Here is a 26,529-nt window from a genome sequence, read left to right on the forward strand (position 1 = left end):
TTTGACCGACTTTTGTAAATAATCACATGAGCATTTATTGAACAGCAATAATGGACTGTTATGTTATGCTTGAATAAATAAGAAAAAATTGAGTGCTAAAATGACCTATATAACAGCATCATCTATCGCTTAAATAGTTGTAAATTTATATAAATTAAATTGTTTTTTGATAAAATTTGTAAGCAAACTTAAGCAATAATCAGTATAAAATAGATATAAAAAAATTGACATCCCACTATTAAATGATAATAATTCTCATTAGCGTTAAAGTTTTACTCAACATTGTCTGATTGTTTTATCGCAGCACACTATATTTGAACTAATTTATAAAGATTTATGATGGAAAATTAGCTAAAAAAAGCAAATATCATAAAACCAATTTTCTTAATCAGATAGATACTGGTTATGCAATACACAAAAGGAGTCGTCAATGAAATTAAATGTTTTAAATAACCGCAAATCATTATTAAATTTAATATTAACATCTTTAATCATTTTTATTGGCATCACTGACTCAGCTATAGCATCAGAAAAAAAATTTAAAGTTGTGACAACATTTACTGTGATTCAAGATATTGCACAAAATGTAGCTGGAGATGCAGCAATTGTTGAATCAATAACTAAAGTGGGGGCGGAAATTCATGAGTACGATCCCACACCTAAAGATATTACTAGAGCACTTTCAGCTGATTTGATCTTATGGAATGGATTAAATTTAGAATTGTGGTTCAAAAGATTTTTTGAAGATATCAAAGATGTACCTGCGGTTGTGGTAACTGAGGGTATCGAACCGATGCCAATTCAAGAAGGAAGTTATAAAGGTAATCCGAATCCACACGCTTGGATGTCCCCAACACTTGCCTTGACTTATATTGAAAATATTCGTGCTGCTTTTGTCAAATATGATCCTAAAAATGCGGATATATATAATAAAAATGCAGCAAGCTATATAGCAAAAATTAAAGCCTTAGATGCTCCACTAAGAGAACGTTTAGCTAAAATTCCAGAATCACAACGTTGGTTAGTCACCAGTGAAGGGGCTTTTAGTTATTTGGCAAGAGATTATAATCTTAAAGAAGCGTATTTGTGGCCAATTAATGCTGAGCAACAAGGCACACCTAAACAAGTTAAAAATCTGATTGATACTGTGCGTAAAAATAACATTCCGGTTGTTTTTAGTGAAAGTACTATTTCGGATAAACCAGCTAAACAAGTAAGTAAAGAGACGGGCGCTAAGTATGGCGGTGTGTTATATGTGGACTCATTGTCAACTAAAGATGGCCCTGTTCCAAGCTATATCGATTTATTAAAAGTTACCGTTGAAACAATCGTTGAGGGGTTTGAAAAACCATGAGTCAAATTTGTTTAGACATTAATGATATAACCGTAACTTATAATAACGGTCATACAGCCATACATAATGCAAGCTTTATTTTAGGTGAAGGAACAATATGTGCGCTTGTTGGAGTCAACGGTAGTGGTAAATCTACCTTATTCAAAAGCATTATGGGAATGGTAAAACCTACCAAAGGTAAGGTTTTATTCAATAATATGCCTATCAAACAAGCATTGAAGAAAAATATTATTGCTTATGTACCACAAACAGAAGAAGTTGATTGGGATTTTCCTGTGTTAGTCTCTGATGTGGTGATGATGGGACGTTATGGGCATATGTCTTTTTTACGTATACCAAGTAAAGAGGATAAAAAACAAGTTGATATTGCGCTACAGCGTGTCGATATGCTTGAGTACAAAAATCGACAAATCGGTGAGCTTTCTGGAGGTCAAAAAAAGCGAGTATTTTTAGCCCGAGCTTTAGCACAACAAGGAAAAGTCCTTCTTTTAGACGAACCTTTTACTGGAGTCGATGTAAAAACAGAAAATGCAATTATTGATCTTCTTAAATCACTTCGTGAAGATGGGCATCTTATCTTGGTTTCAACACATAACTTAGGAAGTGTACCTGATTTTTGTGATCAAGTAGTGCTTATCAACCAAACTGTTTTAGCTTTTGGTCCTACAGAAACTACTTTTACGCCACAAAATCTAATGAAGACTTTTGGCGGAGCACTTCGATATTTGAGCTTATCGGGTGAACAACTGCATGAAGACGAGGACCCACGCAAAGTATCCATTTTAACCGATGATGAAAGAGCAGCTATATTTTACGGTGAGAGTGGTGATGATGCCCTTCATCAAAATTTACTGGTTGATCATCATACCTGTAACCAAAAGGACAGCAATAATGGAAATCTTACTTGAGCCCTTCGCTTACAACTTTATGTTTAAAGCTATTTGGGTTAGTAGCATTGTTGGTGCTGCATGTGCTTTTTTATCTGCTTTTTTGATGTTAAAAGGTTGGTCATTAATGGGGGATGCGCTATCACATTCTGTTGTACCTGGAGTGGCAGGTGCTTATGCTCTTGGGCTTCCCTACTCTATCGGCGCTTTTTTTACCGGTTTACTTGCTGCACTATCAATTACTTTAGTTCGTGCCATTACTCGATTAAAAGAAGATGCAATAATTGGTTTTATTTTTTCCACATTTTTTGCTATTGGATTATTAATCATTTCATTAAATCCAACATCAGTTAATGCTCAAACAATTATATTTGGTAATATACTGGGAATTGATGATAGTGATATGTGGCAAGTTCAAATAATTATATTAGTTTCTTTTACTTTACTCTTTTTTTTCTGGAAAGATTTATTGGTTGTTTTTTTTGATGAAACCCATGCCAGATCAATTGGCTTAAAACCACTTCAATTAAAAATCCTATTTTTTACTATTTTAAGCGCGTGTACTGTTGCTGCATTACAAACAGTAGGAGCCATTTTAGTTATTGCGATGGTTGTTACTCCGGGTGCAACCGCCTATTTATTAACAAATCGATTTTCTCATTTACTGATTATTGCTGTAATAATTGGTACATTAACTAGTGCTATTGGCGCTTGGTTTAGTTACTTTCTTAATGGCGAAACAGGTGGTGTGATAGTCACTTTGCAAACTTTAATTTTTATTATGGTTTTTCTGTTTGCTCCTCAGCAAGGCTTAGTTGCTAATCGTCTTAGAGTCAGAAAAAATCGATTAATAGGGAGAACACAATCATGATGGCTTTATGGGATTATATTTGCTACCCATTTACGTTACCTCATATGCAAAGAGCTATAATAGCTGCGCTGGCTACCGGTATTGTCTGTGCATTACTTTCTTGCTTTTTAGTATTAAAAGGTTGGTCATTAATGGGGGATGCAATTTCACATGCAGTTTTACCGGGTATTGTAATAGCTTTTTTGATGGGAATTCCTATTATCATTGGTGCATTCGTTTCGGGATTGCTTTGTTCAATTACAACAGGCTATATCAAAGAGAATAGTCGCATTAAAGAAGATACCGTAATGGGTATTGTATTTTCAGGAATGTTTGCTTTTGGTTTAGTTCTATTTTCCAAAGTTGATACATCACAACATTTAAATCATATATTATTCGGTAGTGTATTAGGTACCAGCTATAATGAATTAAAACAAATTTTATTAATCGCTATCATTGTTTCATTAATTCTAATAATTAAACGGCGGGATCTGATGTTATATTGTTTTGATCCTATACAAGCTAAAGTGGTGGGATTACCAGTCAAACTTTTACATTACGGATTGTTAAGTATTCTAGCATTAACTATCGTTGGATCACTTAAAGCTGCTGGTGTTATTTTAGTTATCGCTATGCTAATTGCACCGGGTATTACTGCTTTTTTATTATGCAAACGCTTTGAATGGATGTTAGTTATTGCTGTTATTGTTTCCGCTTTTTCTACGGTTTTAGGAACATTTATTAGTTATTATCTTGATGCTTCCACCAGTGCCTGCATCGTCATTTTACAAGCCATTATTTTTATATTAGCTCAAATTTATCGATTCACAGAAAACAGAATCGCAATGAAAATGAAATTATCGCAATAGTGTAATTGTCAAATTGAAACAATTACACTATAACTTTTTAAAATTAATAAACAGATTATTCATCATCCATATATTTACTGGAATCAGCATAATTATCGAAGCGTGAAAATTGACCTTGGAATTTTAATCTAACTTTACCTATTGGGCCATTACGCTGTTTACCTAAAATAATTTCAGCAATGCCTTTATGTTCAGACGCTTCGTTATATACTTCATCACGATATATAAACATAATTACGTCGGCATCTTGTTCAATGGAGCCAGATTCACGTAAATCCGAGTTAACCGGTCGTTTATCAGCTCGCTGTTCTAGACTACGATTAAGCTGTGATAGCGCAACAACGGGGATTTGTAATTCTTTAGCTAACGCCTTCAATGAACGTGAAATTTCAGCAATTTCTAAGGTTCTGTTTTCAGACATATTAGGGACACGCATCAACTGTAAATAATCGACCATAATCATGCTCAAACCTTTATGTTCACGATATATGCGTCGCGCTCTTGATCGCAACTCCATTGGCGTTAAGCCTGATGAATCATCAATATATATATTTTTCTTTTCAAGTAGTAACCCCATCGTACTTGAAATACGAGCCCAATCATCATCTTTTAATTGCCCTGTTCTAATCCGTGTTTGATCTACACGAGACAAAGAGGCAAGCATCCGCATCATAATTTGCTCTGAAGGCATCTCTAAGCTAAATATCAATACTGGCTTTTCTTGCATCATTGCGGCATTTTCACACAGGTTCATAGCGAAAGTTGTTTTTCCCATAGATGGACGTGCAGCAATAATGATAAGATCGGAGCGTTGTAATCCAGCCGTTTTTTTATCTAAATCAAGAAAACCGGTAGAAACACCTGTCACGCCATCATGTGGACGCTGGAAAAGCTCCTCAATTTTTGCAACGGTTGCTTCTAATACTTCAGTTATGCTTTTAGGGCCTTCTCCTTGTTTAGTTCGACTCTCCGCTATCTGAAATATTTTACTCTCAGCTAAATCTAAAATTTCAGTACTATCTCGCCCTTCTGTAGAATAACAGTTATCCGCAATTTCATTTGATGCGCTAATTAGTTCACGTAAAATCGCTTGCTGACGAATGATATCACTATATGCCACGACATTAATCGCACTTGGGGTGTTTTTGGATAATTCAGCTAAATAAGCAAATCCCCCTACGTCGGCAAGCAGATCTTTACTTTCTAAACTTTCTGAAAGTGTTATTAAATCTATAGGTGTTCCTTTACCGACTAAAATATGCATCTCAGCAAAAATGAGCTGATGATGGCGTGAATAAAAATCACGCTCAGTTATCATTTCAGCAACAACATCCCAACGCTGATTATCAAGCATTAAACTACCGAGCACTGCTTGCTCAGCCTCTATTGAATGGGGTGGTAACTTCAAACTATGTAGTTTGGAGTTTTTCACATTTTGATTATTACCTTCTTTATTGGTAATGATTTCATCAGTATTCATTAGATTCATCTTTGTTAATTTAATTCGTATTTAAACCTTTTTATTTAGCCTAAAAATAAGGGACCTAATCTAAGATTTGGTATTTGATATTCTACTGGATAATCCACTTGAACTAAATATAAACCATCAGGTTTTGCTGTTGCTGCCGCTTGCGTTCTATCTTTCATATGCAAAAGCTCATCAATCCATTCAGGTTTTTTATTACCACAACCAACTTCAATTAAACTTCCAACAATATTACGTACCATATGATGGACAAAAGCATTAGCTTTAATATCGACAATCACATATTCGCCTTGTCTGGTCACATTAATATGATGAATGTTTCGCCAAGGGGTTAATGATTGGCACTGTGCAGCCCGAAATGATGAAAAATCATTTTCACCTAATAAATATTGAGCTGCCTGATGCATTAAAGCTTCATCCAAGGGTAAATAATAATGTGATACCCCATTGGCTAAAATAGCAGGTCGATAACGATGATTATAAATAATATAACGATAACGTCGAGCTGTTGCACTAAATCTTGCATGAAAGCTTTCTGAAACAGATTGAGACCATCTTACTGCTATATTTGCAGGTAAATGAGAGTTAACGCCCATTGTCCAAGCACTCTGAGATCGCTCAACTTTAGTTTCGAAATGAATAACTTGCCCGGTTGCATGAACGCCGGCATCTGTTCGACCGGCACAGAAAATGGCTATCGGCTCATCTGCGATGATTGATAAGGCGTTCTCTAACCTTTCTTGGATCGAATCAACCGATGATTGACGTTGCCAGCCAAAATAGCCACTTCCATCATATTCAATTCCTAAAGCAACTTTAGAGATAGTCATTGATGAGGATCTCTAGTGTCTCTACTAACATTAATCCACCTAAATATCGGATATTATCAGCAACAGACCAGAATTGAATTTGTTCATAATGACCATAACTGTGTCTTAAATTAGATAGTTTAATTGTCAAATTAGTCTCTGATTCTGTATTAACTTCGGTAACTGGAGTGGGTAGATCATCTTCTTGAACTTCTACGCCAAACTCACTAAAACGCCCTACATCTAATTCAATAGGTAAACTGCTAGACACATTCACAGATTGAGCTAAGCCATAAAATACTGGAACAATTATCGATTCAGTAGAGATAGGTAATTGATAATTGTTTATAACCTTACGAATTTGATTTATCTGTGATTTTTCACCAAATGTCACATCATCAAGTTCATGCGATATGGGCAACAAATTAAACGCAAGTTGTTTATCGAATAATGCATTTTCAACAGGCATTCCATTTAATAAGCGTGCACTCTGACCGGCTAATTCATCCACTCCAGGCTTCCCATACAGAGAAGAAGGAATAAAACTCGTCATATGTAAATTAGTCAGTAACGCAATGTCTGTCAATGAAGCTACACAACGCAATAACTGTGCAACTGGGGCAGTTGCAACTGCAATAATATTCTCATTACGATATTCAGTTAATACATTATTATTTACTTGTGGAACGATGAGTGGAATATGATCCTGATCGGCAAAATAACCACTAGCATCAATCACTATACAACCAGACTGTGCAGCAAGTTGTGCATATTTTTCGCTAATTTTTGCACCTGCTACAAAAAAAGCAAAATGGCATTGACTCCAATCCATTTTTGAAGATTCAATTACAGTTAAATTTTTACCGGCAAAACGAACTATTTCACCTTCACTATTATCACTACCTACCAGATAAAGATGTTCAATTTCAATCGTTCGATGTTGCAATAAATCAACTAGTGCAGAACCAACCTGCCCAGTTGCACCCACAATGGCAATATTCCATGCTGACATATATAAACCCAATCAGATAAAAGTTAATGATGATTATATCACTTTATTAATAAAAGTAGCCGAAAAAGAGAGTGATTATTTTTGGAAGATAGATCGATAAATCTATTTTTGTTGAGTTACAAAATCATTGATAAGCATTAGAGTAATTCATAGATAACTTTTTTGACACTATTAACATGAAGAAAATAACATTAACGACCATTGCAAAACAAGCTAATGTATCAATTGCTACGGTTTCCAGAGTCTTAAATACACCAAATTTAACTTCTCCTGAAACTCAATCTCGTGTTTATCAAACTATTGAAAAATTGAACATTGATACTTCTACATATCTTAAACCCATTCATACAATCCCCGAAAATAAAAAAATATTAATTATCGATAATCAGTTTTTCTCTAGGAGTTTAATTAATTTAGGGGTAGAAAACAGGTTAAAACAAAATGGCTATAAATTTTTCTATTTACGTTTCCCTTATGATGATAAAAATGATATTCATCATTTAATCAGATATGTTACACAAAACCTTTTCGATGGCATTATTATCATCAATGATGCCGCTTATTTAAGTAAGCTTGTGCAGTATAAAACGACATTACCGCCAATGATATTAGTTAACCATTTTTCACTTGATTTTACATGTTTCTATTTCGATCATTTAACAATAGCCTTTAATATTACTCAATATTTAGTTCATCAGTCACATAAAAAAATCGCAGTTATTTTAAATGATAGCAATAAAATCAGTTCGTCACTCTTTTTACAAGGTTACCAGCAAGCTCTGCTAAGAGCTAATATTGAATTTGATCCTAATTATCTTATTCATCATTGCTTTAGTTACGAACAGGGTCGTTCAGCAATTAAAAAATTAATTGAAAGCAATAAACCACCTACCGCTATAATTTGTACTGATAATATTCATTTAAATTATACGGATGAACAATTTTATGAACTGAAAGATTTTCAACAACCTTTTGCTCCGGTTATGGGGATATTAGATCAAGTGAATGAAAGTAAAAAACAATTAACTACTCCTTTCACTATCACTTATATTAATCATTCCAAAGATCGTCTATATAATGAGTTGGATAAACTTAGTCGAATTTATAAACCTTTATATAAGATGGGACAGGAAGCAGCCAGTTTACTCTGTGACATTCTTAAACATAATTGTCCTTCATCATTGCAATATCATCTTGTAGAAACCGAATCCATTTTTATTAATTAATGCTAGTTGAAATATAATATTGAATAACTTTGATAATATTACAGCACCAATTTTTATGCCCGCTTAATTTTATAATGATATCAAACGCTTAGGAGATAATTTATTGTTTGTTTGAATGCCAGCTCCGATAAATCGTTGATCTTGATAAATTCTCACCAAATTTTCTTTAGTTGAAACATTAACCTCATTAATGGTTGAATCTATTTCAATCGTCCGACCTAACAAAATATTTTTGCCTTGTTGCTCAGAAAGTATTACTTTTGGATATTCATTCATTGGGCTATCAACTGGCATTAGTAACTCATCTTTATCGGCTAGGTTTTGTAAAGCATCTAATGTGACCATTTTTTTGATTGGATAATTAGAAACCTGCAATCGTCTTAAATATATGACATGTGCTCCACACCCCAGTAATTCTCCCAAATCATCAATAATCGTTCGAATATAAGTTCCTTTAGAGCAATGTATTTCCAATGTTAATTCATGATTAGTAACATCGAACTGAATGAATTGATTTTCATAAACGGTAATGGGTCTCGCTTCTCGTTCAATGACAATGCCTTGACGGGCATATTCATATAGTGGTTTACCTTGGTGCTTTAATGCCGAAAACATGGTTGGCACTTGTAAAATATCCCCACGAAAATGCGTTAATGCTTCATCAATTTGTGATTGAGTAATATTGACTGGTTTAGAACAGATGATTTGACCATCTGCATCTGAAGTATCTGTTCGCTCACCTAGCTTAGCAATGACTTGATAACGTTTATCTGAATCTAACAAATATTGAGAAAACTTGGTCGCTTCACCAAAACAAATAGGTAACATGCCGGTGGCTAAAGGATCAAGAGCGCCTGTGTGCCCCGCTTTTTTCGCATTAAAAAGCCGTTTAACTTTTTGTAATGCATCATTGGATGTCATGCCTTGTGGCTTATCTAACAATAAAACGCCGTGAAGATCACGGCGAGTTTTTTTTATATTCATGATGTCAACTTTGTACTAACGTGTAATGTAATTGTAACCAACTTCTTTTTTTGAAGTTTTATTGCCCAATAAAATTAATCTTTATGACGTTCGTTATCCTGTTTGATAACATCAGAGACCAAACTAGACATTTGCATCCCTTTAACCAATGATTCATCATAAAGGAACTTAATTTCTGGAATAATGCGTAATCGCATAGCTTTGCCAATTAAAGTACGAATGTATCCTTTCGCATCATTGAGTACGGTTAGACCCTGCTCAATAACTTGTGGATCATCGTCGTTTAAAAATGTCACAAATACTTTAGCGTAAGATAGATCACGTGAAATATCTACCCCCGAAACAGTAACCATGCCTAGACGTGGATCTTTGATTTCTCGTTGTAATATGATTGCAATTTCTTTTTGCAATTCATGTCCAACTCGAGATGAGCGATTAAATGCTTTTGCCATATCTATTTTCCTTAAAATATGAATAAGCAAGGTATAAACCTTGCTTATAATATGGTTGTATTATCAATCTTAGATTGTACGCTTGATTTCGATAGTTTCAAAGACTTCGATTGAATCCCCAACACGAACATCATTATAGTTACGTACACCAATACCACATTCCATTCCGTTACGAACTTCATTAACGTCATCTTTAAAGCGACGTAGTGATTCAAGTTCGCCTTCATAGATAACAACGTTATCACGTAAAACACGGATTGGATTATGACGTTTAACCACACCTTCTGTGACCATACAACCAGCGATTGCACCAAATTTAGGCGATTTAAAGACATCGCGAACTTCCGCAAGACCAATAATTTCTTGCTTATATTCTGGTGCTAACATACCACTCATGGCTTGTTTCACTTCATCTATTAGATCATAAATAACTGAGTAATAGCGAAGGTCTAAATTTTCTGATTCAATCACTTTTCGTGCAGAGGCATCGGCACGTACGTTAAAGCCTAAAATAATAGCATTCGATGCTGCCGCAAGGGATGCATCCGTTTCGGTAATTCCGCCAACACCCGAACCAATAATTTTAACTTTAACTTCATCGGTTGAAAGTTTAAGTAATGAGTCAGAAATCGCTTCAACCGAACCTTGAACGTCGGCTTTTAGCACGATATTAAGTTCAGATACATCACCTTCAGTCATGTTAGTAAACATGTTTTCAAGTTTCGCTTTTTGCTGACGAGCAAGTTTAACATCACGGAATTTGCCTTGACGATATAATGCCACTTCACGTGCTTTCTTTTCATCACGTACAACAGTTGCTTCATCACCAGCAGAAGGTACGCCCGATAGACCAAGTATCTCAACAGGAATTGATGGACCCGCTTCGGTCACTTCTTTACCTAATTCGTTGCGCATTGCACGAATACGACCATATTCAAATCCACATAAAACGATATCACCTTTGCGTAAGGTACCTGATTGAACAAGTACTGTTGCAACCGATCCACGACCTTTATCAAGGAATGATTCGATAACCACACCACTAGCCATACCGGTTTCATATGCGGTGAGTTCAAGCACTTCAGCTTGTAACAAAATGGCTTCAAGTAGTTGATCTATACCTGTTCCTGCTTTAGCTGACACATGAACAAATTGAGTGTCTCCGCCCCAATCTTCTGACATGACACCATATTGTGCAAGTTCACCTTTTACACGTTCTGGATCGGCTTCAGGTTTATCGATTTTGTTTACTGCAACAACCATGGGTACATTTGCAGCTTTAGCATGCTGGATTGCTTCGATAGTTTGAGGCATGACGCCATCATCTGCTGCCACGACAAGAACAACAATATCTGTCGCTCTTGCACCACGAGCACGCATTGAAGTAAATGCTGCATGTCCCGGTGTATCTAAGAAAGTGATCTCACCATTAGCCGTTTTAACATGATATGCACCGATATGCTGAGTAATACCACCAGCTTCGCCAGAAGCAACTTTTGCTTTACGAATATAGTCAAGCAATGAAGTTTTACCATGGTCTACATGTCCCATGATGGTCACAACTGGAGCACGTGATACTTTTTCAGCACCCGTATCGCGATCACTCATTAATGACTCTTCTAGTTCATTTTCACGGCGTAGAACAACTTTATGTCCCATCTCTTCAGCAACTAATTGTGCTGTTTCTTGGTCAATCACCTGATTAATGGTTGCCATAGCACCCATTTTCATCATCGTTTTGATAACTTCTGAACCTTTAACTGCCATTTTGTTAGCAAGTTCAGCAACGGTAATGGTTTCACCGATAACGACATCTCGGTTAACGGCTTGAACAGGTTTATTAAAACTTTGTTGTAAGGTACTTTTACCTTTCTTTTTATGGCTACTGCGCGTTACTGCTCGTGCTTCTTCGCGTTCTGCTTTACCTTCAGATAATTTACTGCTTTTTTTCTGCTTGGTTTGTTTAGCATTACGTCCGCGTCCTCGCCCACCTTCAACTTCACGATCAGTATCATCTTCAGCAGCTCTTGCATATTTAGATGTCGTAACATGATAATCTTCATCATCAGAGTTATCAGTGTCATCGACATCATTATATTGTTCAGCTAATTTTCGAGCTTCTTCCGCCATACGCTTAGCTTCGGCTTCCAGTTTTCGACGATTTTCTTCTTCAGCTTTTCGTTTTATTTCATTAGCTTCAGCTTCTAAACGTGCTTTTTCTTCTTGGGCTTTTTTCACTTTAGGATCTACAGTTGGCTCTTGCACCGCTTTGGTAACTGGTTTATTTTGTTCATCTTGTTTAGATTTTTCTTCTTGGGCGCGTTTTTTAGCTTCAGCTTCTGCAAGTTTCTTAGATTCTTGCTCTGCTTTCAATCTCTCTTTTTCTTGCGCTTCTTTTTGAGCTTTCAGTTCAGCTTCCTTCTGTGCTTTCTGCTCAGCTTCTTGTTTTGCCTTTAATTCAGCCTCAAGTCGCGCTTTCTCTAATTCAGCAGGATCTTGTTTAACAATAGTGCGTTTTTTTCGCACTTCTACTTTAATTTCTTTGCTTTTGCCACCACCACTCGATACATTCAAAGTAGAATGAGTTTTACGTTGTAATGTTAATTTTGTTGGCCCTTGCTGAGGATTCAAGTGAGCAAGCAAAGCTTCTTTTTCCTTTTGGGTCACAGTATCAGATGCACTTTTTTTAATTCCTGCATCGGCAAACTGTTGCAAAAGTGTTTGCACTGGAGTTTTTATCTCTTGAGCCAGTGTTTCGATTGATACTTTGGTCATGTGTTACTTTCCCTCAATTATTCATTTGCAAACCAACAAATATTACGTGCAGCCATAATAAAATCGCCAGCTTGATTACTTGTTAACCCTTCTATTCCCACAAGATCATCAGTACCTTGTTCAGCAAGATCTTCTAACGTTATTACGTCATGCTGAGCTAATTGATAGGCTAACTCTTGTGTCATACCTGGCAAATCTAAGAGATCTTGAGCAGGTCTTTTATCACCACTATTCGCTAATGCTATCGTGGTTAATGCATCTTTAGCTCGGTTTCTTAATGCTTCGACGAGTTCCTCATCAAGTTCTTCGATTTCTAGCAATTCATCAACCGGTACATAAGCAAGTTCTTCTAAAGAAGTAAAACCTTCTTCAACTAAAAGTTTTGCCAATTCTTCATCAATATCCAAATGTTTAATCAAATTATTGATTGCCGCAAATGATTCTGCATGATGTTTTTCTTGCAAATCTTCGGTACTCATCACATTTAACGTCCAGCCTGTAAGTTGTGATGCTAAACGAATATTTTGACCGTTACGACCAATAGCCTGTGGTAAGGTATCTGCATTGACAGCAACATCCATTGTATGTTTATCTTCATCAACGACAATGGAAACAACATCAGCAGGCGCCATGGCATTAATCACATATTGCGCAGGATTATCATCCCATAAAACGATATCGATACGTTCACCACCAAATTCATTGGATACAGCCTGAACACGAGCACCACGCATACCCACACAAGCACCAACTGGGTCTATACGCCGGTCATTGCTACTAACCGCTATTTTAGCTCGAGAACCTGGATCACGTGCAACCCCTTTGATATCAATCATTTCTTCACCGATTTCCGGTACCTCAATACGGAATAGCTCTTCCATCATTTGTGGATTTGAACGACTAATACAAAGTTGAGCTGGTTTATTATCTTGTTCAACTAGATACAAGATACCACGAACACGATCACCTATGCGGAAGTTTTCACGCGGTAGCATGTCATGACGTGTCATCATCGCATCAGCATTATTACCTAAATCAAGAATCACGCTTTCACGAGTTGTTTTTTTAACAATACCAGTAACAATATCACCAATTCGATTTCTGAACATGTCTATAATCATGGCACGTTCAGCTTCACGAACTTTTTGTACAATAACTTGTTTCGCGGTTTGTGTGGTAATACGATCGAAAGCAACCGATTCAATCTGTTCTTGAACATAGTCACCAACTTTTACAGAAGGATCTTCGTATTGTGCAGCTTCTAAAGTCATTTCTTTCGTTGGCTGAGTGACTTCGTTCACAACAAGCCAACGGCGGAAGGTGTCATAGTCACCTGTTTTGTGATCAATTTTTACAACAACATCAATATCAACTGTATGCTTCTTTTTAGTTGCTGTCGCTAATGCGGTCTCTAAAGCTTCAAAAATTTTGTCTCGCGTTAATGCTTTTTCGTTTGATACTGCTTCAACCACAGCTAAAATTTCTTTATTCATCCTTTACACCCGTACTCTATTTAAGGTTAAAATTAGGTACAATGTTTGCTTTTTGTATATTACTAAAAGCAAATACCTCATCATTATTATCGACTGTTAATGTAATCATCTCATTATTGATGGATTTTATATGTCCTTTCCATTTACGACGATTAGCAACAGGAATGCGTAAACTCATCGTGATTTCTTCACCAATAAAACGTTGATAATGTTCAAGCGTGAATAAAGGTCTGTCCATACCTGGTGATGAAACTTCAAGATTATAAGCATCTTTGATAGGATCTTCGACATCAAGTACTGCACTAATTTGTCGACTAACATCAGCACAATCATCAACAGTAATACCCTTTTCACTATCAATATAAACTCGTAACACTGGATACCGACCACGAATATATTCAATACCGACTAATTCAAAACCAAGCGCATTCACTGGCTCTTGAATAATTTCAGTCAATTGCTGTTCAATATTAGCCAAACAAACCTCCACTGCAGAAAATAAAAAAGGGCATAAAGCCCAACATTCCTTTTAAACTTACGCTTAAATTAATACACGAAAAAAAACCTCGACATGCGAGGCTACATTTAAAACTAACTATAATGAAGCCACTTGATTCGAACTTTCATGCAATAATAACAGGATAAATTGATTTATGAATGAAAATTTAAGTGGTTGCGGGGGCTGGATTTGAACCAACGACCTTCGGGTTATGAGCCCGACGAGCTACCAAGCTGCTCCACCCCGCGATAGATGGTTGATGAGTATACTTGATTTTGAATAAAATGCAACTGAAAATAATGCTTTTTTGACACTTTTACTTGAAGTTATTGAAATAACTCAGTTAGTCATTTTATCTTAGCTAATAATAATTTTTTCATTATTATATCGAAAAAAACATTATTTTATTTTCTGATGAAATCCAAAGGAATTCCGCTGAATTCTCAGCGGAAAAACTGTTTTTGTCATTTAATTTAACTCACTATTTTTATTAACTATGTTGAGTTGCATTTTTCATGTTTTTGACAAAAGTACTTAATTCACTCAACATGTTATTGGGATTATCTAGATTTTTCTCAATTATTTTTACTGTTGCTGATCCAGCAATAGCACCTGCTGCACCGAATTTAATAACTTCATTAACTTGACAAGGTTCAGAAATACCAAATCCTTGAATAGCAGGAGGCGCACCAAATTCAATAAGCTTTTTCAATAAATGGGTAAGGGGTTTATTGGCACGATTTTCCGTCCCTGTCACACCAGAGCGAGATACTAAATAAGTATACGCTTTACCATATTTAGCAATATTTTTAATCACTTCATCATCGGCATTTGGTGGACAAATAAATATTGGAGCAATGCCGTGTTTTTCCGCTGAGCCTATAAACTCTTGTGCATACTCAACAGGTAAATCTGCAATCAACACTGAATCTACGCCTGCTTTAGCGCACTTGGCATAGAAGTTATCAATACCATTTTTAAATACTAAGTTAGCATAGATGAGTAATCCAATAGGGATATTGGCATTATGATTTCTGATGTTGGTTAAAATATCGAAGCATTTATCTACGGTGATACCACCTTGAAATGCCCGAATATTGGCGTTTTGAATAGTTGGACCATCTGCCATGGGATCCGAAAATGGAATGCCTAGCTCCAATGCATCAGCACCCGCATCAATTAATGTTTGAATTATTTGTAATGAGAGCTCTGGATTGGGATCACCAACGGGAACAAAAGGAACAAATGCACCTCGTTTTTCTTGCTTTAACTTATCAAACAGTTTTTGATAACGGCTCATTCGACTTCTCCTTTTGCTTTTAAAATATCATAAACAGTAAAGATATCTTTATCCCCACGACCTGATAAATTGACGATTAATAACTGTTCTTTATTTGGGTTTTCCTTGATCATCTTGATAGCATAAGCTAAGGCATGCGATGACTCTAATGCTGGGATAATGCCTTCACTACGTGATAGAGCCTTAAAGGCGGCTAATGCTTCGTCATCAGTAATCGACACATAATCAGCCCGTCCGATACTGTCTAAATAAGCGTGTTGAGGCCCCACCGACGGAAAATCCAAACCCGCAGATATCGAGTAAGATTCTTCAATTTGTCCTTCATCGGTTTGCATCATTGGCGATTTCATCCCAAAATAAATGCCCAGTTTACCATGTTTTAATGATGCGCCATGCTCGCCACTTTCAATACCATGACCACCCGGTTCAACACCAATTAATCTAACCGATTTATCTTCAATAAAATTGGCAAACATCCCGATAGCATTTGACCCACCACCAACACAAGCAATGACAGCATCAGGCAAACGCCCTTCTTTTTCTAAAATTTGCTGTTTTGCTTCACGGCTGATCATTTGTTGAAACTCTCGGACAATGGTTGGAAAAGGATGCGGTCCAGCAGCAGTACCTAACATATAATGTGCTTTTTCATAACTACCAGACCAGTCTCGTAATGCTTCATTACAAGCATCTTTTAATGTTGCAGAGCCTGTTTCAACAGGAATAACTGTTGCACCCATTAAACGCATTCTAAAGACATTAGGTGCTTGGCGCTTAACATCTTTTGCCCCCATATAAATACGACATTTTAAGCCTAAAAGTGCACATGCTAAAGCCGATGCAACGCCATGCTGCCCTGCACCTGTTTCGGCAATGATTTCCGTTTTGCCCATTCTTTTGGCTAATAAAGCTTGCCCTAATACCTGATTTGTTTTGTGTGCCCCACCATGCACAAGATCTTCTCGTTTTAAATAAAGTTTAGTTTTCGTACCCGCCGTTAAATTTTTACATAATGTGAGTGCTGTAGGTCGACCTGCATAGTTGACTAACAAATCGTTAAACTCTTTTTGGAAACTGGGATCGTTGATCGCAGAGATGAAAGCATCCTCAAGTTGCTCAAGTACAGGCATTAATATTTGAGGGACGTATTGCCCGCCAAATTCACCAAAATAAGGATTTAATTTAGACATAACCATTCCTTTTTAAAATTAATTAAATTTGTTCAAATACGGCTTTAATTTTCTGTTTATCTTTAATACCTGCAGACATTTCCACGCCAGAATTAATATCTACGCCGATAACCTCAGTGGCTAATGCTGATTTGATATTTTGTGGATTAATACCACCCGCTAAAATCACATTATTTAAATTTTGCCCTTTTAATAATGACCAATCAAAATGTTGTCCAGTTCCCCCAGCTCCATGATCAAAAATATAGCGACTGATTAGCGGATGGTGATGTTCTGGGATGACATCGCTAATACTTAGCGCTTTCCAGATTTGACAGGATTGAGGCAGCTGTTGACGTAAGGTTTGTAAATAGTCTTCATCTTCATCGCCATGTAATTGAACGGCATAAAGTGATAATTGCTTGGCAATTTGACTCACTTGTTCGATATTTTCATTTTTAAAAACACCGACCCAATTAAGTGGAGCTACAGCAATAAGAGACCGCGCTTTTATTGGTGAAATATAGCGTGGTGATTGGGGAACAAAAATTAATCCCCCATAAACAGCGCCAGCCTGGTAAGCTGCAACAGCATCTTCTGTTCGCGTCAAACCACATACTTTATTTTCACCTAGCATAACTTTTCGAATCGCTAACGCTAAGTTAGATTCAGACATTAATGCACTTCCAATTAAAAAACCATTGGCAAATTGACTGAGTTCTTTCACCTGATTATGAGTGTATATACCTGATTCACTGATAATGATGCGATCAGTCGGAATTGTTTTAGACAAATTCTTGACCCGATTTAAATCGACACTCAAATCACGTAAATTACGATTATTAATACCGATGACTTTAGCACCAAGTTCAATGGCTCGTTCGACTTCTTTTTCAGTACTCGCTTCAGTTAGTACACCCATATTAAGTTGATGAGCAATCTGACTTAAATGACGATATTCATCATCGGTGACAACAGATAGCATTAATAAAATAGCATCTGCTTGATAATAACGCGCTAAATAGATTTGGTATTCGTCAATAATAAAATCTTTACAAAGAACGGGTTGTGTCACCTCGTTGCGAACAATTGGCAAAAATTCAAAACGACCTTGAAAGTATTTTTCATCAGTCAGTACAGAAATAGCCGAAGCATAATCTTTATAGACTTTAGCAATACTCGCTGGATCAAAATCGTTACGGATTAAGCCTTTTGAAGGCGATGCTTTTTTACACTCTAAAATAAACACCGTTTTAGGCTGATTTAAGGCCTGATAAAAATCACGATCACTTGGTTTAATTTCTGATTTAAATGTGTCTAGTGGTTTTTGTTTTTTTTGTTCGATTAGCCATTGCTTTTTATCATCAATGATCTGTTTTAAAACAGTCGCCATTTCAACATTTTCGGTTAATGTATTTATAACCATGTTACTCTCCATTTTTACCTTGCTGCTAATTGTTGTAACAACGTATATGCTTTGCCACTATGCATCATATCAATTGCTTGCTGCGCATTTTGTTTTAAATCTGACTGACCAAACAGGCTCATTAACATGGCGACATTAGCTGCAATGGCTGCTTCATGCGCCGGTTTACCATGCCCTTGTAAAATGGCAATTAACATATCACGATTCATCTCAGGTGTACCACCTTCAATATCTTTTAAGGTATACTGTTTTAACCCAAAATCTTGTGGCATCAAAGTAAAATAGCGAATTGCGCCATTTCGAACTTCAGCCACTTGGGTTTCACCATGAATAGCGACTTCATCCATTCCAGAGCCATGAACAACATAAGCATGAGTATAACCGAGCATTTTTAACGTTTCTGCAATCGGTTTAATTAAATCGGGATGATAAACCCCTAATAAAATACGTTTAGGTCTGGACGGGTTTATCAACGGCCCAAGCACATTGAAAATAGTCCTTGTTTTTAACTGCTGACGTACGGGCGCAGCATGACGAAAACCTGAATGATATTGTTGCGCAAATAAAAAACATACTCCCAGTTCATCTAATGCTTTACGAGATGCTTCCGCAGGCATATTTAATTTTATTCCTAGTGCCGATAATACATCGGACGATCCCGATTTACTTGATACACCACGATTACCATGCTTAGCCACTTTATAGCCTAGTGCTGCTGCAACAAAAGCACTTGCTGTGGAGATATTAATACTATTGGTACCATCGCCACCTGTTCCCACGATATCGGTAAATTCATAATCGGGAATATCAAAACTATCCGCATTTTCAAGCAAGGCTTGAGCAGCACCGGCAATTTCATCGGGTCTTTCACCCCTTACTTTCATGCTAATCACCGCAGTTGCTAAAACGGTTGGTTCAATTTTGCCTTGAATAATAAGATTAAATAGAATTTTACTCTCATCTTGGGTTAATGTTTGTCCTAAATACAATTTATTGATAATGGGTTGAATGTTGTATTCTTGTTTATCAATAATGGCCTCAGGTTTTGATTGTGACTTTGGTTGTGGTGGATTGAGTGCCCACTCAATCGTTTGTTCTAACAATTTTACACCTTGAGTAGTTAAAATCGATTCGGGGTGAAATTGAAAGCCATAAACCCGATCATGATCATTGCGCACTGCCATCACAATATTATTACAAAGAGCATTAATGGTGAGTGTATTTGGAATATTTTCGCCTTTTAATGAATGGTATCGAGCAACAGGTAGTGGATTGGGTAATCCTCTAAACATAGCTTGTTCATCGTGTTCAATAAGCGATGCTTTACCATGTAAAATATCACCTGCTGGTACAATGCTTCCCCCATAGGACTCGACAATCGCTTGATGACCAAGACAGATACCGATAATTGGCAATTGACCTTTCAAACGTTTAAGTAGTTCTGGCATGCATCCTGCTTCACTTGGCGTACCGGGGCCCGGTGATAACATTAAAATAGGGTTTTGCATTTGAGATAATTTTTCAATAATGACGTCGGCAGGAATCGTATTACGATAAACAGTGACACAATGTTTGCTATTGCGTAGCTGATCAACTAAGTTATAAGTAAATGAATCAACATTATCAATAAATAAAATATTAGCCATTAAAATACACCTTCTACATTATGTGCTGCCATAATCGCACGAACAACGGCACGAGCTTTATTACGTGACTCATCAGACTCAAATTGTGGTTCTGAATCTAACACTACACCCCCACCTGCTTGAACGGTTGCAATTCCTTCTTCCACGTAGGCACTACGAATGACTATGCAAGTATCCAAATCACCATTGGCGGTAAAATACCCCACTGCTCCACCGTAGCTACCTCGTTTTACTTTTTCTGATTCGGCGATTAATTGCATGGCTCGAACTTTTGGAGCGCCCGTTAACGTTCCCATATTCATTGTTGCTTGATAAGCATGTAAGGCATCCAAATCATGTCGTAATTGCCCTACCACTCTCGAAACCAAATGCATAACAAAAGAGTAACGATCAACCTTTAATAATTCTTTAGTATAGCGAGTACCAGGTTGACATATACGCGCTAAATCATTACGGGCTAAGTCAACTAACATTAGATGTTCTGCTAACTCTTTCTTATCGGTGCGCATCTCAAGTTCTAATCGACTGTCTAAATCATAATCAATTTCACCATTCGCCGTTAATCCTCGAGGGCGAGTACCAGCAATCGGGTAGATTTCAACTTGATTTGTCGCTTTAATATATTTAAGTGCACTTTCAGGCGATGCTCCAAACAAGACAAAATCACGATCTTGCATATAAAACATATATGGACTTGGATTATTATTTTTTAGCACTTGATAAGCCGATAATGGGGCTGGACAAGGTAACGTAAAACGTCTGGAAGGCACTGCCTGAAAAATTTCGCCTTGTTGGATAGCATCTTGCATTTTTTTAACAACCGTGTTGAAATCGTCATCACTTTTATTACACGTAACATCAATGCTTGCCAGTGATTGGGTTTGAATTGGTTTCATCGGCTTGCTTAATGTCGCTTCTAATTCAGCTAAACGATGAGTTAAGCGAGATATTTCAATCTGATCTGATGTAAAAGCGGTCGCCTTCAAAATTGACACATGAGCTTGATGATTGATTTCTAATAGCGTTTCCGCTAAATAGAAACAAAAATCTTGGCAACGTTGTTCTGTTGGTAAAATAGGTAAGTTCTCAAATCCTGCCACCAAGTCATAACAAAATAACCCACCAACAAATATGACATCCGAACTACTTTTTTCAGGAATATTTACTATCTTAAGTAATGTTCTTAACGCATCAAAAATCGATAGCGACTTTAAGCGAGAATCCTCATCTTGCAGGCTATCAATCGTTGGAAAACTCAAGGTTAATTTTTGGGAATGATTGAATGTCTTAATTACATCTTCATTAAAAGCATCGTGTAATAACGGTAACAACTTTTCACCATTAGTAGTTAAGGCTTCAAAAGTCACTTGAGAATTTATTGCCGAGATACGTAATGCACTATCAACAATCATGACACTTTTAATACCTTGCTTATTATCGATTTCAGCCGATTCGAGCAATAACGTTGCGGGACGATTTTCGCATAATTGATTAAAAACCAGAGTCGGATCACGATGATAACTAATCGTCTTGATTATCTGGGTTAAGGTTGGCTTATTCATTGTTGACTCTCTATTTTTTAAATTTTTATTATGGATTTATTATTTCATCTATCAGAAACTAAAAAACCCGCATCTGGCGGGTTTATGAAAGAACAAAAATATCCTCATATTACCCGCAAAAAGTCATACGCCACCAATTAAAGTTAGTGAGCGAACGAGTAATTTTGCGTAAATATTGTTCTTTCATCATTTATCAAATTTAAGTAGATTTTGTACTATTAAACTAGTTCATTGATGTATTGTCAATAGATTAATTTTAATTCAATACTGATAACTTTTTCAAAGTTGATTTGTTCATAATAATTACTAGTCAAACTAAGAAATTAACTTTAAAATAGACCAGAAATTTAATCATTTTATTTATAAGGAATTTTTGGATATGCCTATTTTTTACATCGTTATTGGTGTTATTGTGTTACTTGCTTTAGTCACGGTATTAAAAGCGATAACTATTGTTCCGCAAGGTTTTCAATATACTATTGAGCGTTTTGGTAAATATACCCATACTCTTGAACCAGGATTAAATATTATTATTCCGTTTATGGATGGTGTAGGCCGAAAAATTAATATGATGGAACAAGTTCTTGATATTCCTTCACAAGAAGTTATTTCAAAAGATAATGCGAATGTGCAAATTGATGCGGTTTGTTTTATCCAAGTACAAGATGCAGCAAGAGCCGCTTATCAAGTCAATCAATTAGAACGTGCGGTGATTAACTTAATGATGACCAATATCCGTACCGTACTTGGTAGTATGGAACTTGATGAAATGTTATCACAACGTGATCATATTAACTCTAAATTATTAAGTATTGTTGATGATGCAACCAATCCTTGGGGAATTAAAATTACCCGTATTGAAATTCGAGATGTTCGTCCACCAGCAGAATTGATTGCAGCGATGAATGCCCAAATGAAAGCTGAACGTAATAAACGTGCTGAAATTCTTGAAGCAGAAGGTATTCGTCAAGCAGCAATTTTACGTTCAGAAGGTGAAAAACAATCTGAAATTCTTAAAGCTGAAGGTGAAAGACAAGCCGCATTCTTACAAGCTGAAGCACGTGAACGTGCAGCTGAAGCCGAAGCAAGAGCAACTCAAATGGTTTCTGAAGCTATTGCCGCCGGTAATATCAATGCAATTAATTATTTTGTTGCGCAAAAATATACCGAAGCGCTTCAAGAAATTGGTTCTGCTAAAAATAGCAAAGTGATTATGATGCCGTTAGATGCTTCAAATCTAATGGGTAGTATTGGCGGTATTGCTGAATTAATCAAAGAATCAAAAACTAATTCAAAATAATTTGTTTAATATTAATGCCTCTATTTTAGCTATAATGATTAATGCTAATTTAGAGGCATTGTTCTAATATTTATTTAGATGGAAGGAAAAACGATGGCTGATAATTTTACAGTTATTTATTACTATCCTCATTGGATCTTTATCGCACTCGGCGGTATTTTGCTTATAGCTGAGTTACTCGGTACTGGAGGATATTTGCTTTGGAGTGGAATTGCAGCCATTTCTGTAGGACTCATTGCTTGGTTCATACCTTTTTTATCCTGGCCAATTTTATGGATATTATTTTCAATTTTAACGCTGGTCTCTGCTTACCTTTGGTATGTATGGCTTAAAAGCAAGGGAAAACATCTTTCAAAAAAAGGCGAGCTCAATCAACCCCAACACGATCTTATTGGTATCAAAACAGTCGTCACAGATGCAATTGTTAATGGTTCTGGTCGAGTTAAAATAAAGGATGGTACATGGTCAGCAAGATGTAACAAAGATTTGTCTGTAGGTCAATCGGTTGTTGTTACTTCTGTCGATGGAATAATTTTAAATGTTGAACCTGTTATTTAATAATATTTAGTGTAAGAAAATAGAATTCTTCAATGGAATGTGACAATAAAATGCACCAAAATTTATGCAATCTTTATTGTGTAACAAAGCAGTATCATTAATTCGATACTATTAATCTTAAGATTCATTTATCCTATTAGCCAATAATGATTATTGGCTAATTTTTTAGTTAATAAACCTTTATTATTTGTCATAACAATCAAGATAAATTGTTCACCTTCGTTTTACTTATTAATGTGGCTTGCTTTTAAATTGAAAATTACATATAGAGAGTTATGCCGACAACGCTAAATTTCTTAATTTAACACGTTTTATTTAGGATATTGGAAACATTTTTTTCATTGCAAAAATAGAAAAGCTCAACAATGTCAGATTGTTGAGCTTTAACTAAAATAATTGGAGTTTACTGTCAGGAGGCAATATCACTATGACATCCCGATTCAGACCAATTAATGTGACATTGATGTTTTAACACCACCTTCTGGTATAGGAACATAAGCTGTTTCTTTATCTGTTCTTTGTTTATTGTTGCGAACTTTAAGCGCAGTTTTAATACCAAAGAAGATAATCGTGTATACCACAAGTAAGAATAATATACTTAATCCTGCATTCGTATAATTATTAATAATAATATGATGCATATTGTCAACTTGTTGAGCCGTTAACGTATTACCACCTTCAGCAATTTGACGTTTATATTCTTTAGCTAAATAGAAGAAACCTTCTAATTGCGGATTATCGCTAAATAATTTCAAACCTAATGCCCAAGTTGTACAGATTAGTAACCAAATAGCTGGAATGACAGTAACCCAAATGTATTGTGCTCGTTTCATTTTAATCAATACCACGGTTGCTAAAATTAGCGCGACAGCAGCTAGCATTTGATTGGATATTCCGAATAATGGCCATAAGCTCTTCACACCGCCTAATGGGTCAACAACGCCTTGATAGAGCAGATATCCCCATAATCCCACACATCCCAGCGTACCAATGAAGCCAGCAACAAGTGAGTCCGTTTTTTTCAAGAACGGTACAAAATTACCTAATAAATCTTGTAACATAAATCGACCTGAGCGAGTTCCTGCATCAAGCGCCGTTAAAATAAATAAAGCTTCAAACAAAATACCGAAGTGGTACCAAAAGCCCATATTCTCACCCGGTAAGATTTGGTTAAAGACATAAGCAATACCTACGGCTAATGTTGGTGCTCCACCGGCACGATTCAAGACAGACGGTTCACCAATATCTTTCGCTGTTTGTAAAATTTGTTCTGGCGAAATCACAAAGCCCCAAGAACTAACCGTTGCAGCCGCATGAATCGTCACATCTTTTAACTGTGCCATTATCATTGGTGCATCATCAGTCCCCAATTTGTGCAAATCAGGCATTGTAATCCCTAATCCTGCAGGTGGAGTATTCATAGCAAAATAGAGACCAGGTTCGATAATTGAAGCTGCGACTAATGCCATTATGGCAACAAACGATTCCATCAACATTGCACCATATCCAATGAAGCGCGCATCATTTTCATTAGCCAGTAATTTTGGCGTAGTACCAGATGAAATGAGCGCATGGAATCCAGAAACCGCACCACAAGCTATTGTAATGAATAAAAATGGAAATAATGAACCTTTCCAAACTGGGCCGGTACCATCAACATATTGAGTTACATCAGGCATTTTTAAGTCAGGATTTAAAATGACTATCCCAATTGCTAAACCAACAATAACCCCAATTTTTAAGAAAGTTGCTAGATAATCACGTGGTGCCAATATTAGCCATACGGGTAACATCGCAGAAATTAAAGCATAGCCAACCAGCACATAGGTAATAGTTGTTGCTTTGAAGGTCAACGCCGGTCCCCAATAAGGATCGTGAGCAATAACGCCCCCAAACCAAATAGATAATATGAGCAATACAATACCGATGACTGATATTTCAAGAACTCGTCCTGGTCTCAAAAATCGCATATAGATTCCCATAAACAAAGCTATTGGCACGGTTGAACAAACCGTGAAAACACCCCAAGGACTTTCTGCTAAAGCTTTAACAACAATTAAAGCTAATACCGCTAAAATAATTAGCATGATCAAGAAACAACCAAACAAGGCAATAGCACCAGGAATTGGCCCCATCTCGCTTTTAATCATTTCACCTAAAGAAGAACCATTACGGCGAGATGATAAGAAAAGCACCATAAAATCCTGTACTGCACCGGCAAAGACAACACCAGCAAGTAACCAAAGTGTTCCTGGTAAATAACCGACTTGAGCGGCCAAAACAGGCCCCACTAATGGACCCGCACCAGCAATTGCAGCAAAATGGTGACCAAACAAAACATATTTATTGGTTGGAACATAATTCAAACCATCATTGTTTATCACTGCCGGAGTTGCTCGAGTCGGGTCTAATTTCATCACTTTGTTGGCGATATAAAGACTATAATATCGATAAGCAACCAAATAAACCGATACCGCAGCAGCAATAATCCATAACGCACTGATATGTTCACCTCGTCGTAGTGCAATAACAGCTAAACAACATGCACCAACAAAAGCGAGAATGACCCAAGGAATATGCTTTAATATTTTATTATTCATAATGATTCTCTTTATGGGTTTTAAGATTAAAGAATATTATACTTAAGACCTTTACAGTCCAGTTTTGCTTGCTATTTCGATAAATACAAATAATATAAACTTGTTAATAAATTAAACTTTTAAAAACAAGTATTCACCATCATTTTCAGCTATTCCTGATATCTTGTTATGGTTTTAAGTATAAGTTTCGACACTTTACTTTTACTTTCGAGGCTATGATAAATTTTTACTAAAACGAATAATACAACCAATTGAGTTATAGGTTCAATGGC

Annotated in this window: 21 protein-coding genes and 1 tRNA gene; 7 read left to right on the plus strand and 15 right to left on the minus strand. The window is 36.3% G+C overall.

Annotated features, from left to right (window positions below):
* The first annotated feature begins 475 nt into the window (after positions 1 to 475).
* The 4 genes from ACKJXD_RS01295 to ACKJXD_RS01310 are packed head-to-tail and all read left to right on the plus strand — an operon-like array spanning position 476 to position 3,960.
* Positions 476 to 1,354 (plus strand): metal ABC transporter substrate-binding protein, encoded by an 879-nt coding sequence (locus ACKJXD_RS01295; protein ID WP_430875390.1) that lies wholly within the window; start codon positions 476 to 478, stop codon positions 1,352 to 1,354.
* On the plus strand, positions 1,351 to 2,262 hold the full coding sequence (locus ACKJXD_RS01300) for a manganese/iron ABC transporter ATP-binding protein (protein ID WP_430875307.1): 912 nt from the start codon (positions 1,351 to 1,353) through the stop codon (positions 2,260 to 2,262). Before ACKJXD_RS01295 ends, ACKJXD_RS01300 begins: the two co-directional genes overlap by 4 nt.
* The gene (locus ACKJXD_RS01305) at positions 2,243 to 3,112 is read left to right on the plus strand and encodes a metal ABC transporter permease (protein ID WP_430875391.1); all 870 of its coding nucleotides are present in this window, start codon (positions 2,243 to 2,245) and stop codon (positions 3,110 to 3,112) included. Before ACKJXD_RS01300 ends, ACKJXD_RS01305 begins: the two co-directional genes overlap by 20 nt.
* A complete protein-coding gene (locus ACKJXD_RS01310; protein ID WP_430875308.1) occupies positions 3,109 to 3,960 on the plus strand; it encodes a metal ABC transporter permease in 852 nt (283 codons plus the stop codon). Before ACKJXD_RS01305 ends, ACKJXD_RS01310 begins: the two co-directional genes overlap by 4 nt.
* 55 nt (positions 3,961 to 4,015) lie before the next feature.
* Here the strand turns inward: ACKJXD_RS01310 and dnaB are convergent, their stop codons facing one another.
* From dnaB to ACKJXD_RS01325, 3 genes are read right to left on the minus strand one after another with little or no spacing between them, the layout of a single operon-like run.
* On the minus strand, positions 4,016 to 5,425 hold the full coding sequence (gene dnaB / locus ACKJXD_RS01315; RefSeq protein WP_430875392.1) for a replicative DNA helicase: 1,410 nt from the start codon (positions 5,423 to 5,425) through the stop codon (positions 4,016 to 4,018).
* 59 nt (positions 5,426 to 5,484) lie between these two features.
* Positions 5,485 to 6,276 carry a tRNA pseudouridine(38-40) synthase TruA gene (gene truA, locus ACKJXD_RS01320; protein WP_220215428.1) on the minus strand — a complete coding sequence of 264 codons (792 nt, stop codon included), beginning with the start codon at positions 6,274 to 6,276 and terminating at the stop codon, positions 5,485 to 5,487.
* Positions 6,263 to 7,267, minus strand: a complete 1,005-nt coding sequence (locus tag ACKJXD_RS01325) for an aspartate-semialdehyde dehydrogenase (protein ID WP_220215429.1) — start codon at positions 7,265 to 7,267, stop codon at positions 6,263 to 6,265. Before ACKJXD_RS01325 ends, truA begins: the two co-directional genes overlap by 14 nt.
* A gap of 176 nt (positions 7,268 to 7,443) precedes the next feature.
* Here ACKJXD_RS01325 and ACKJXD_RS01330 point away from each other — a divergent pair, with 176 nt between their 5' ends.
* Positions 7,444 to 8,493 carry a LacI family DNA-binding transcriptional regulator gene (locus tag ACKJXD_RS01330; protein ID WP_430875309.1) on the plus strand — a complete coding sequence of 350 codons (1,050 nt, stop codon included), beginning with the start codon at positions 7,444 to 7,446 and terminating at the stop codon, positions 8,491 to 8,493.
* A 69-nt stretch (positions 8,494 to 8,562) separates the two neighbouring features.
* Here the strand turns inward: ACKJXD_RS01330 and truB are convergent, their stop codons facing one another.
* From truB to ACKJXD_RS01385, 11 genes are all read right to left on the minus strand, one after another.
* Complete coding sequence (gene truB, locus ACKJXD_RS01335; RefSeq protein WP_430875393.1) at positions 8,563 to 9,480, minus strand: tRNA pseudouridine(55) synthase TruB; 918 nt, start codon at positions 9,478 to 9,480, stop codon at positions 8,563 to 8,565.
* 71 nt (positions 9,481 to 9,551) lie between these two features.
* Positions 9,552 to 9,929: a 30S ribosome-binding factor RbfA gene (gene rbfA / locus ACKJXD_RS01340; protein WP_430875310.1), complete on the minus strand. Its 378-nt coding sequence runs from the start codon at positions 9,927 to 9,929 to the stop codon at positions 9,552 to 9,554.
* 69 nt (positions 9,930 to 9,998) lie between these two features.
* Positions 9,999 to 12,704: a translation initiation factor IF-2 gene (infB, locus tag ACKJXD_RS01345; RefSeq protein ID WP_430875311.1), complete on the minus strand. Its 2,706-nt coding sequence runs from the start codon at positions 12,702 to 12,704 to the stop codon at positions 9,999 to 10,001.
* A 17-nt stretch (positions 12,705 to 12,721) separates the two neighbouring features.
* A complete protein-coding gene (gene nusA, locus ACKJXD_RS01350) occupies positions 12,722 to 14,197 on the minus strand; it encodes a transcription termination factor NusA (protein ID WP_220215434.1) in 1,476 nt (491 codons plus the stop codon).
* 16 nt (positions 14,198 to 14,213) lie between these two features.
* On the minus strand, positions 14,214 to 14,675 hold the full coding sequence (rimP, locus tag ACKJXD_RS01355; RefSeq protein WP_220215435.1) for a ribosome maturation factor RimP: 462 nt from the start codon (positions 14,673 to 14,675) through the stop codon (positions 14,214 to 14,216).
* 192 nt (positions 14,676 to 14,867) lie between these two features.
* A tRNA-Met gene (locus ACKJXD_RS01360) sits at positions 14,868 to 14,944 on the minus strand.
* A gap of 242 nt (positions 14,945 to 15,186) precedes the next feature.
* Positions 15,187 to 15,996, minus strand: a complete 810-nt coding sequence (gene trpA, locus ACKJXD_RS01365) for a tryptophan synthase subunit alpha (protein ID WP_294825824.1) — start codon at positions 15,994 to 15,996, stop codon at positions 15,187 to 15,189.
* A complete protein-coding gene (trpB, locus tag ACKJXD_RS01370; RefSeq protein WP_255556761.1) occupies positions 15,993 to 17,186 on the minus strand; it encodes a tryptophan synthase subunit beta in 1,194 nt (397 codons plus the stop codon). Before trpB ends, trpA begins: the two co-directional genes overlap by 4 nt.
* 22 nt (positions 17,187 to 17,208) lie before the next feature.
* Positions 17,209 to 18,591, minus strand: a complete 1,383-nt coding sequence (trpCF, locus tag ACKJXD_RS01375) for a bifunctional indole-3-glycerol-phosphate synthase TrpC/phosphoribosylanthranilate isomerase TrpF (RefSeq protein WP_430875312.1) — start codon at positions 18,589 to 18,591, stop codon at positions 17,209 to 17,211.
* Positions 18,592 to 18,605: 14 nt separating this feature from the next.
* The gene (trpD, locus tag ACKJXD_RS01380; protein ID WP_430875313.1) at positions 18,606 to 20,237 is read right to left on the minus strand and encodes a bifunctional anthranilate synthase glutamate amidotransferase component TrpG/anthranilate phosphoribosyltransferase TrpD; all 1,632 of its coding nucleotides are present in this window, start codon (positions 20,235 to 20,237) and stop codon (positions 18,606 to 18,608) included.
* The gene (locus ACKJXD_RS01385; protein ID WP_430875314.1) at positions 20,237 to 21,799 is read right to left on the minus strand and encodes an anthranilate synthase component 1; all 1,563 of its coding nucleotides are present in this window, start codon (positions 21,797 to 21,799) and stop codon (positions 20,237 to 20,239) included. The genes trpD and ACKJXD_RS01385 overlap by 1 nt, the downstream gene beginning before the upstream one ends.
* Positions 21,800 to 22,178: 379 nt before the next feature.
* Here ACKJXD_RS01385 and ACKJXD_RS01390 point away from each other — a divergent pair, with 379 nt between their 5' ends.
* A complete protein-coding gene (locus tag ACKJXD_RS01390; RefSeq protein ID WP_220215441.1) occupies positions 22,179 to 23,099 on the plus strand; it encodes an SPFH domain-containing protein in 921 nt (306 codons plus the stop codon).
* A 93-nt stretch (positions 23,100 to 23,192) separates the two neighbouring features.
* On the plus strand, positions 23,193 to 23,657 hold the full coding sequence (locus ACKJXD_RS01395; RefSeq protein ID WP_220215442.1) for an NfeD family protein: 465 nt from the start codon (positions 23,193 to 23,195) through the stop codon (positions 23,655 to 23,657).
* Positions 23,658 to 24,106: 449 nt separating this feature from the next.
* Here ACKJXD_RS01395 and ACKJXD_RS01400 read toward each other — a convergent pair whose 3' ends face one another.
* Positions 24,107 to 26,257 (minus strand): carbon starvation CstA family protein, encoded by a 2,151-nt coding sequence (locus ACKJXD_RS01400; RefSeq protein WP_430875315.1) that lies wholly within the window; start codon positions 26,255 to 26,257, stop codon positions 24,107 to 24,109.
* Positions 26,258 to 26,529 lie beyond the last annotated feature (272 nt).

The organism is Gilliamella sp. G0441, assembly GCF_050589305.1.
Lineage (GTDB): Bacteria > Pseudomonadota > Gammaproteobacteria > Enterobacterales > Orbaceae > Gilliamella.

What these genes read in the sequence shown, in the direction of transcription:
- ACKJXD_RS01300 (WP_430875307.1), top strand. Translation starts at nt 1,351, where the DNA reads ATGAGTCAAATTTGTTTAGACATTAATGATATAACCGTAACTTATAAT.
- ACKJXD_RS01310 (WP_430875308.1), top strand. Translation starts at nt 3,109, where the DNA reads ATGATGGCTTTATGGGATTATATTTGCTACCCATTTACGTTACCTCAT.
- truA (WP_220215428.1), bottom strand. Translation starts at nt 6,276, where the DNA reads ATGACTATCTCTAAAGTTGCTTTAGGAATTGAATATGATGGAAGTGGC.
- ACKJXD_RS01325 (WP_220215429.1), bottom strand. Translation starts at nt 7,267, where the DNA reads ATGTCAGCATGGAATATTGCCATTGTGGGTGCAACTGGGCAGGTTGGT.
- ACKJXD_RS01330 (WP_430875309.1), top strand. Translation starts at nt 7,444, where the DNA reads ATGAAGAAAATAACATTAACGACCATTGCAAAACAAGCTAATGTATCA.
- rbfA (WP_430875310.1), bottom strand. Translation starts at nt 9,929, where the DNA reads ATGGCAAAAGCATTTAATCGCTCATCTCGAGTTGGACATGAATTGCAA.
- infB (WP_430875311.1), bottom strand. Translation starts at nt 12,704, where the DNA reads ATGACCAAAGTATCAATCGAAACACTGGCTCAAGAGATAAAAACTCCA.
- nusA (WP_220215434.1), bottom strand. Translation starts at nt 14,197, where the DNA reads ATGAATAAAGAAATTTTAGCTGTGGTTGAAGCAGTATCAAACGAAAAA.
- trpA (WP_294825824.1), bottom strand. Translation starts at nt 15,996, where the DNA reads ATGAGCCGTTATCAAAAACTGTTTGATAAGTTAAAGCAAGAAAAACGA.
- trpB (WP_255556761.1), bottom strand. Translation starts at nt 17,186, where the DNA reads ATGTCTAAATTAAATCCTTATTTTGGTGAATTTGGCGGGCAATACGTC.
- trpCF (WP_430875312.1), bottom strand. Translation starts at nt 18,591, where the DNA reads ATGGTTATAAATACATTAACCGAAAATGTTGAAATGGCGACTGTTTTA.
- trpD (WP_430875313.1), bottom strand. Translation starts at nt 20,237, where the DNA reads ATGGCTAATATTTTATTTATTGATAATGTTGATTCATTTACTTATAAC.
- ACKJXD_RS01385 (WP_430875314.1), bottom strand. Translation starts at nt 21,799, where the DNA reads ATGAATAAGCCAACCTTAACCCAGATAATCAAGACGATTAGTTATCAT.
- ACKJXD_RS01390 (WP_220215441.1), top strand. Translation starts at nt 22,179, where the DNA reads ATGCCTATTTTTTACATCGTTATTGGTGTTATTGTGTTACTTGCTTTA.
- ACKJXD_RS01395 (WP_220215442.1), top strand. Translation starts at nt 23,193, where the DNA reads ATGGCTGATAATTTTACAGTTATTTATTACTATCCTCATTGGATCTTT.
- ACKJXD_RS01400 (WP_430875315.1), bottom strand. Translation starts at nt 26,257, where the DNA reads ATGAATAATAAAATATTAAAGCATATTCCTTGGGTCATTCTCGCTTTT.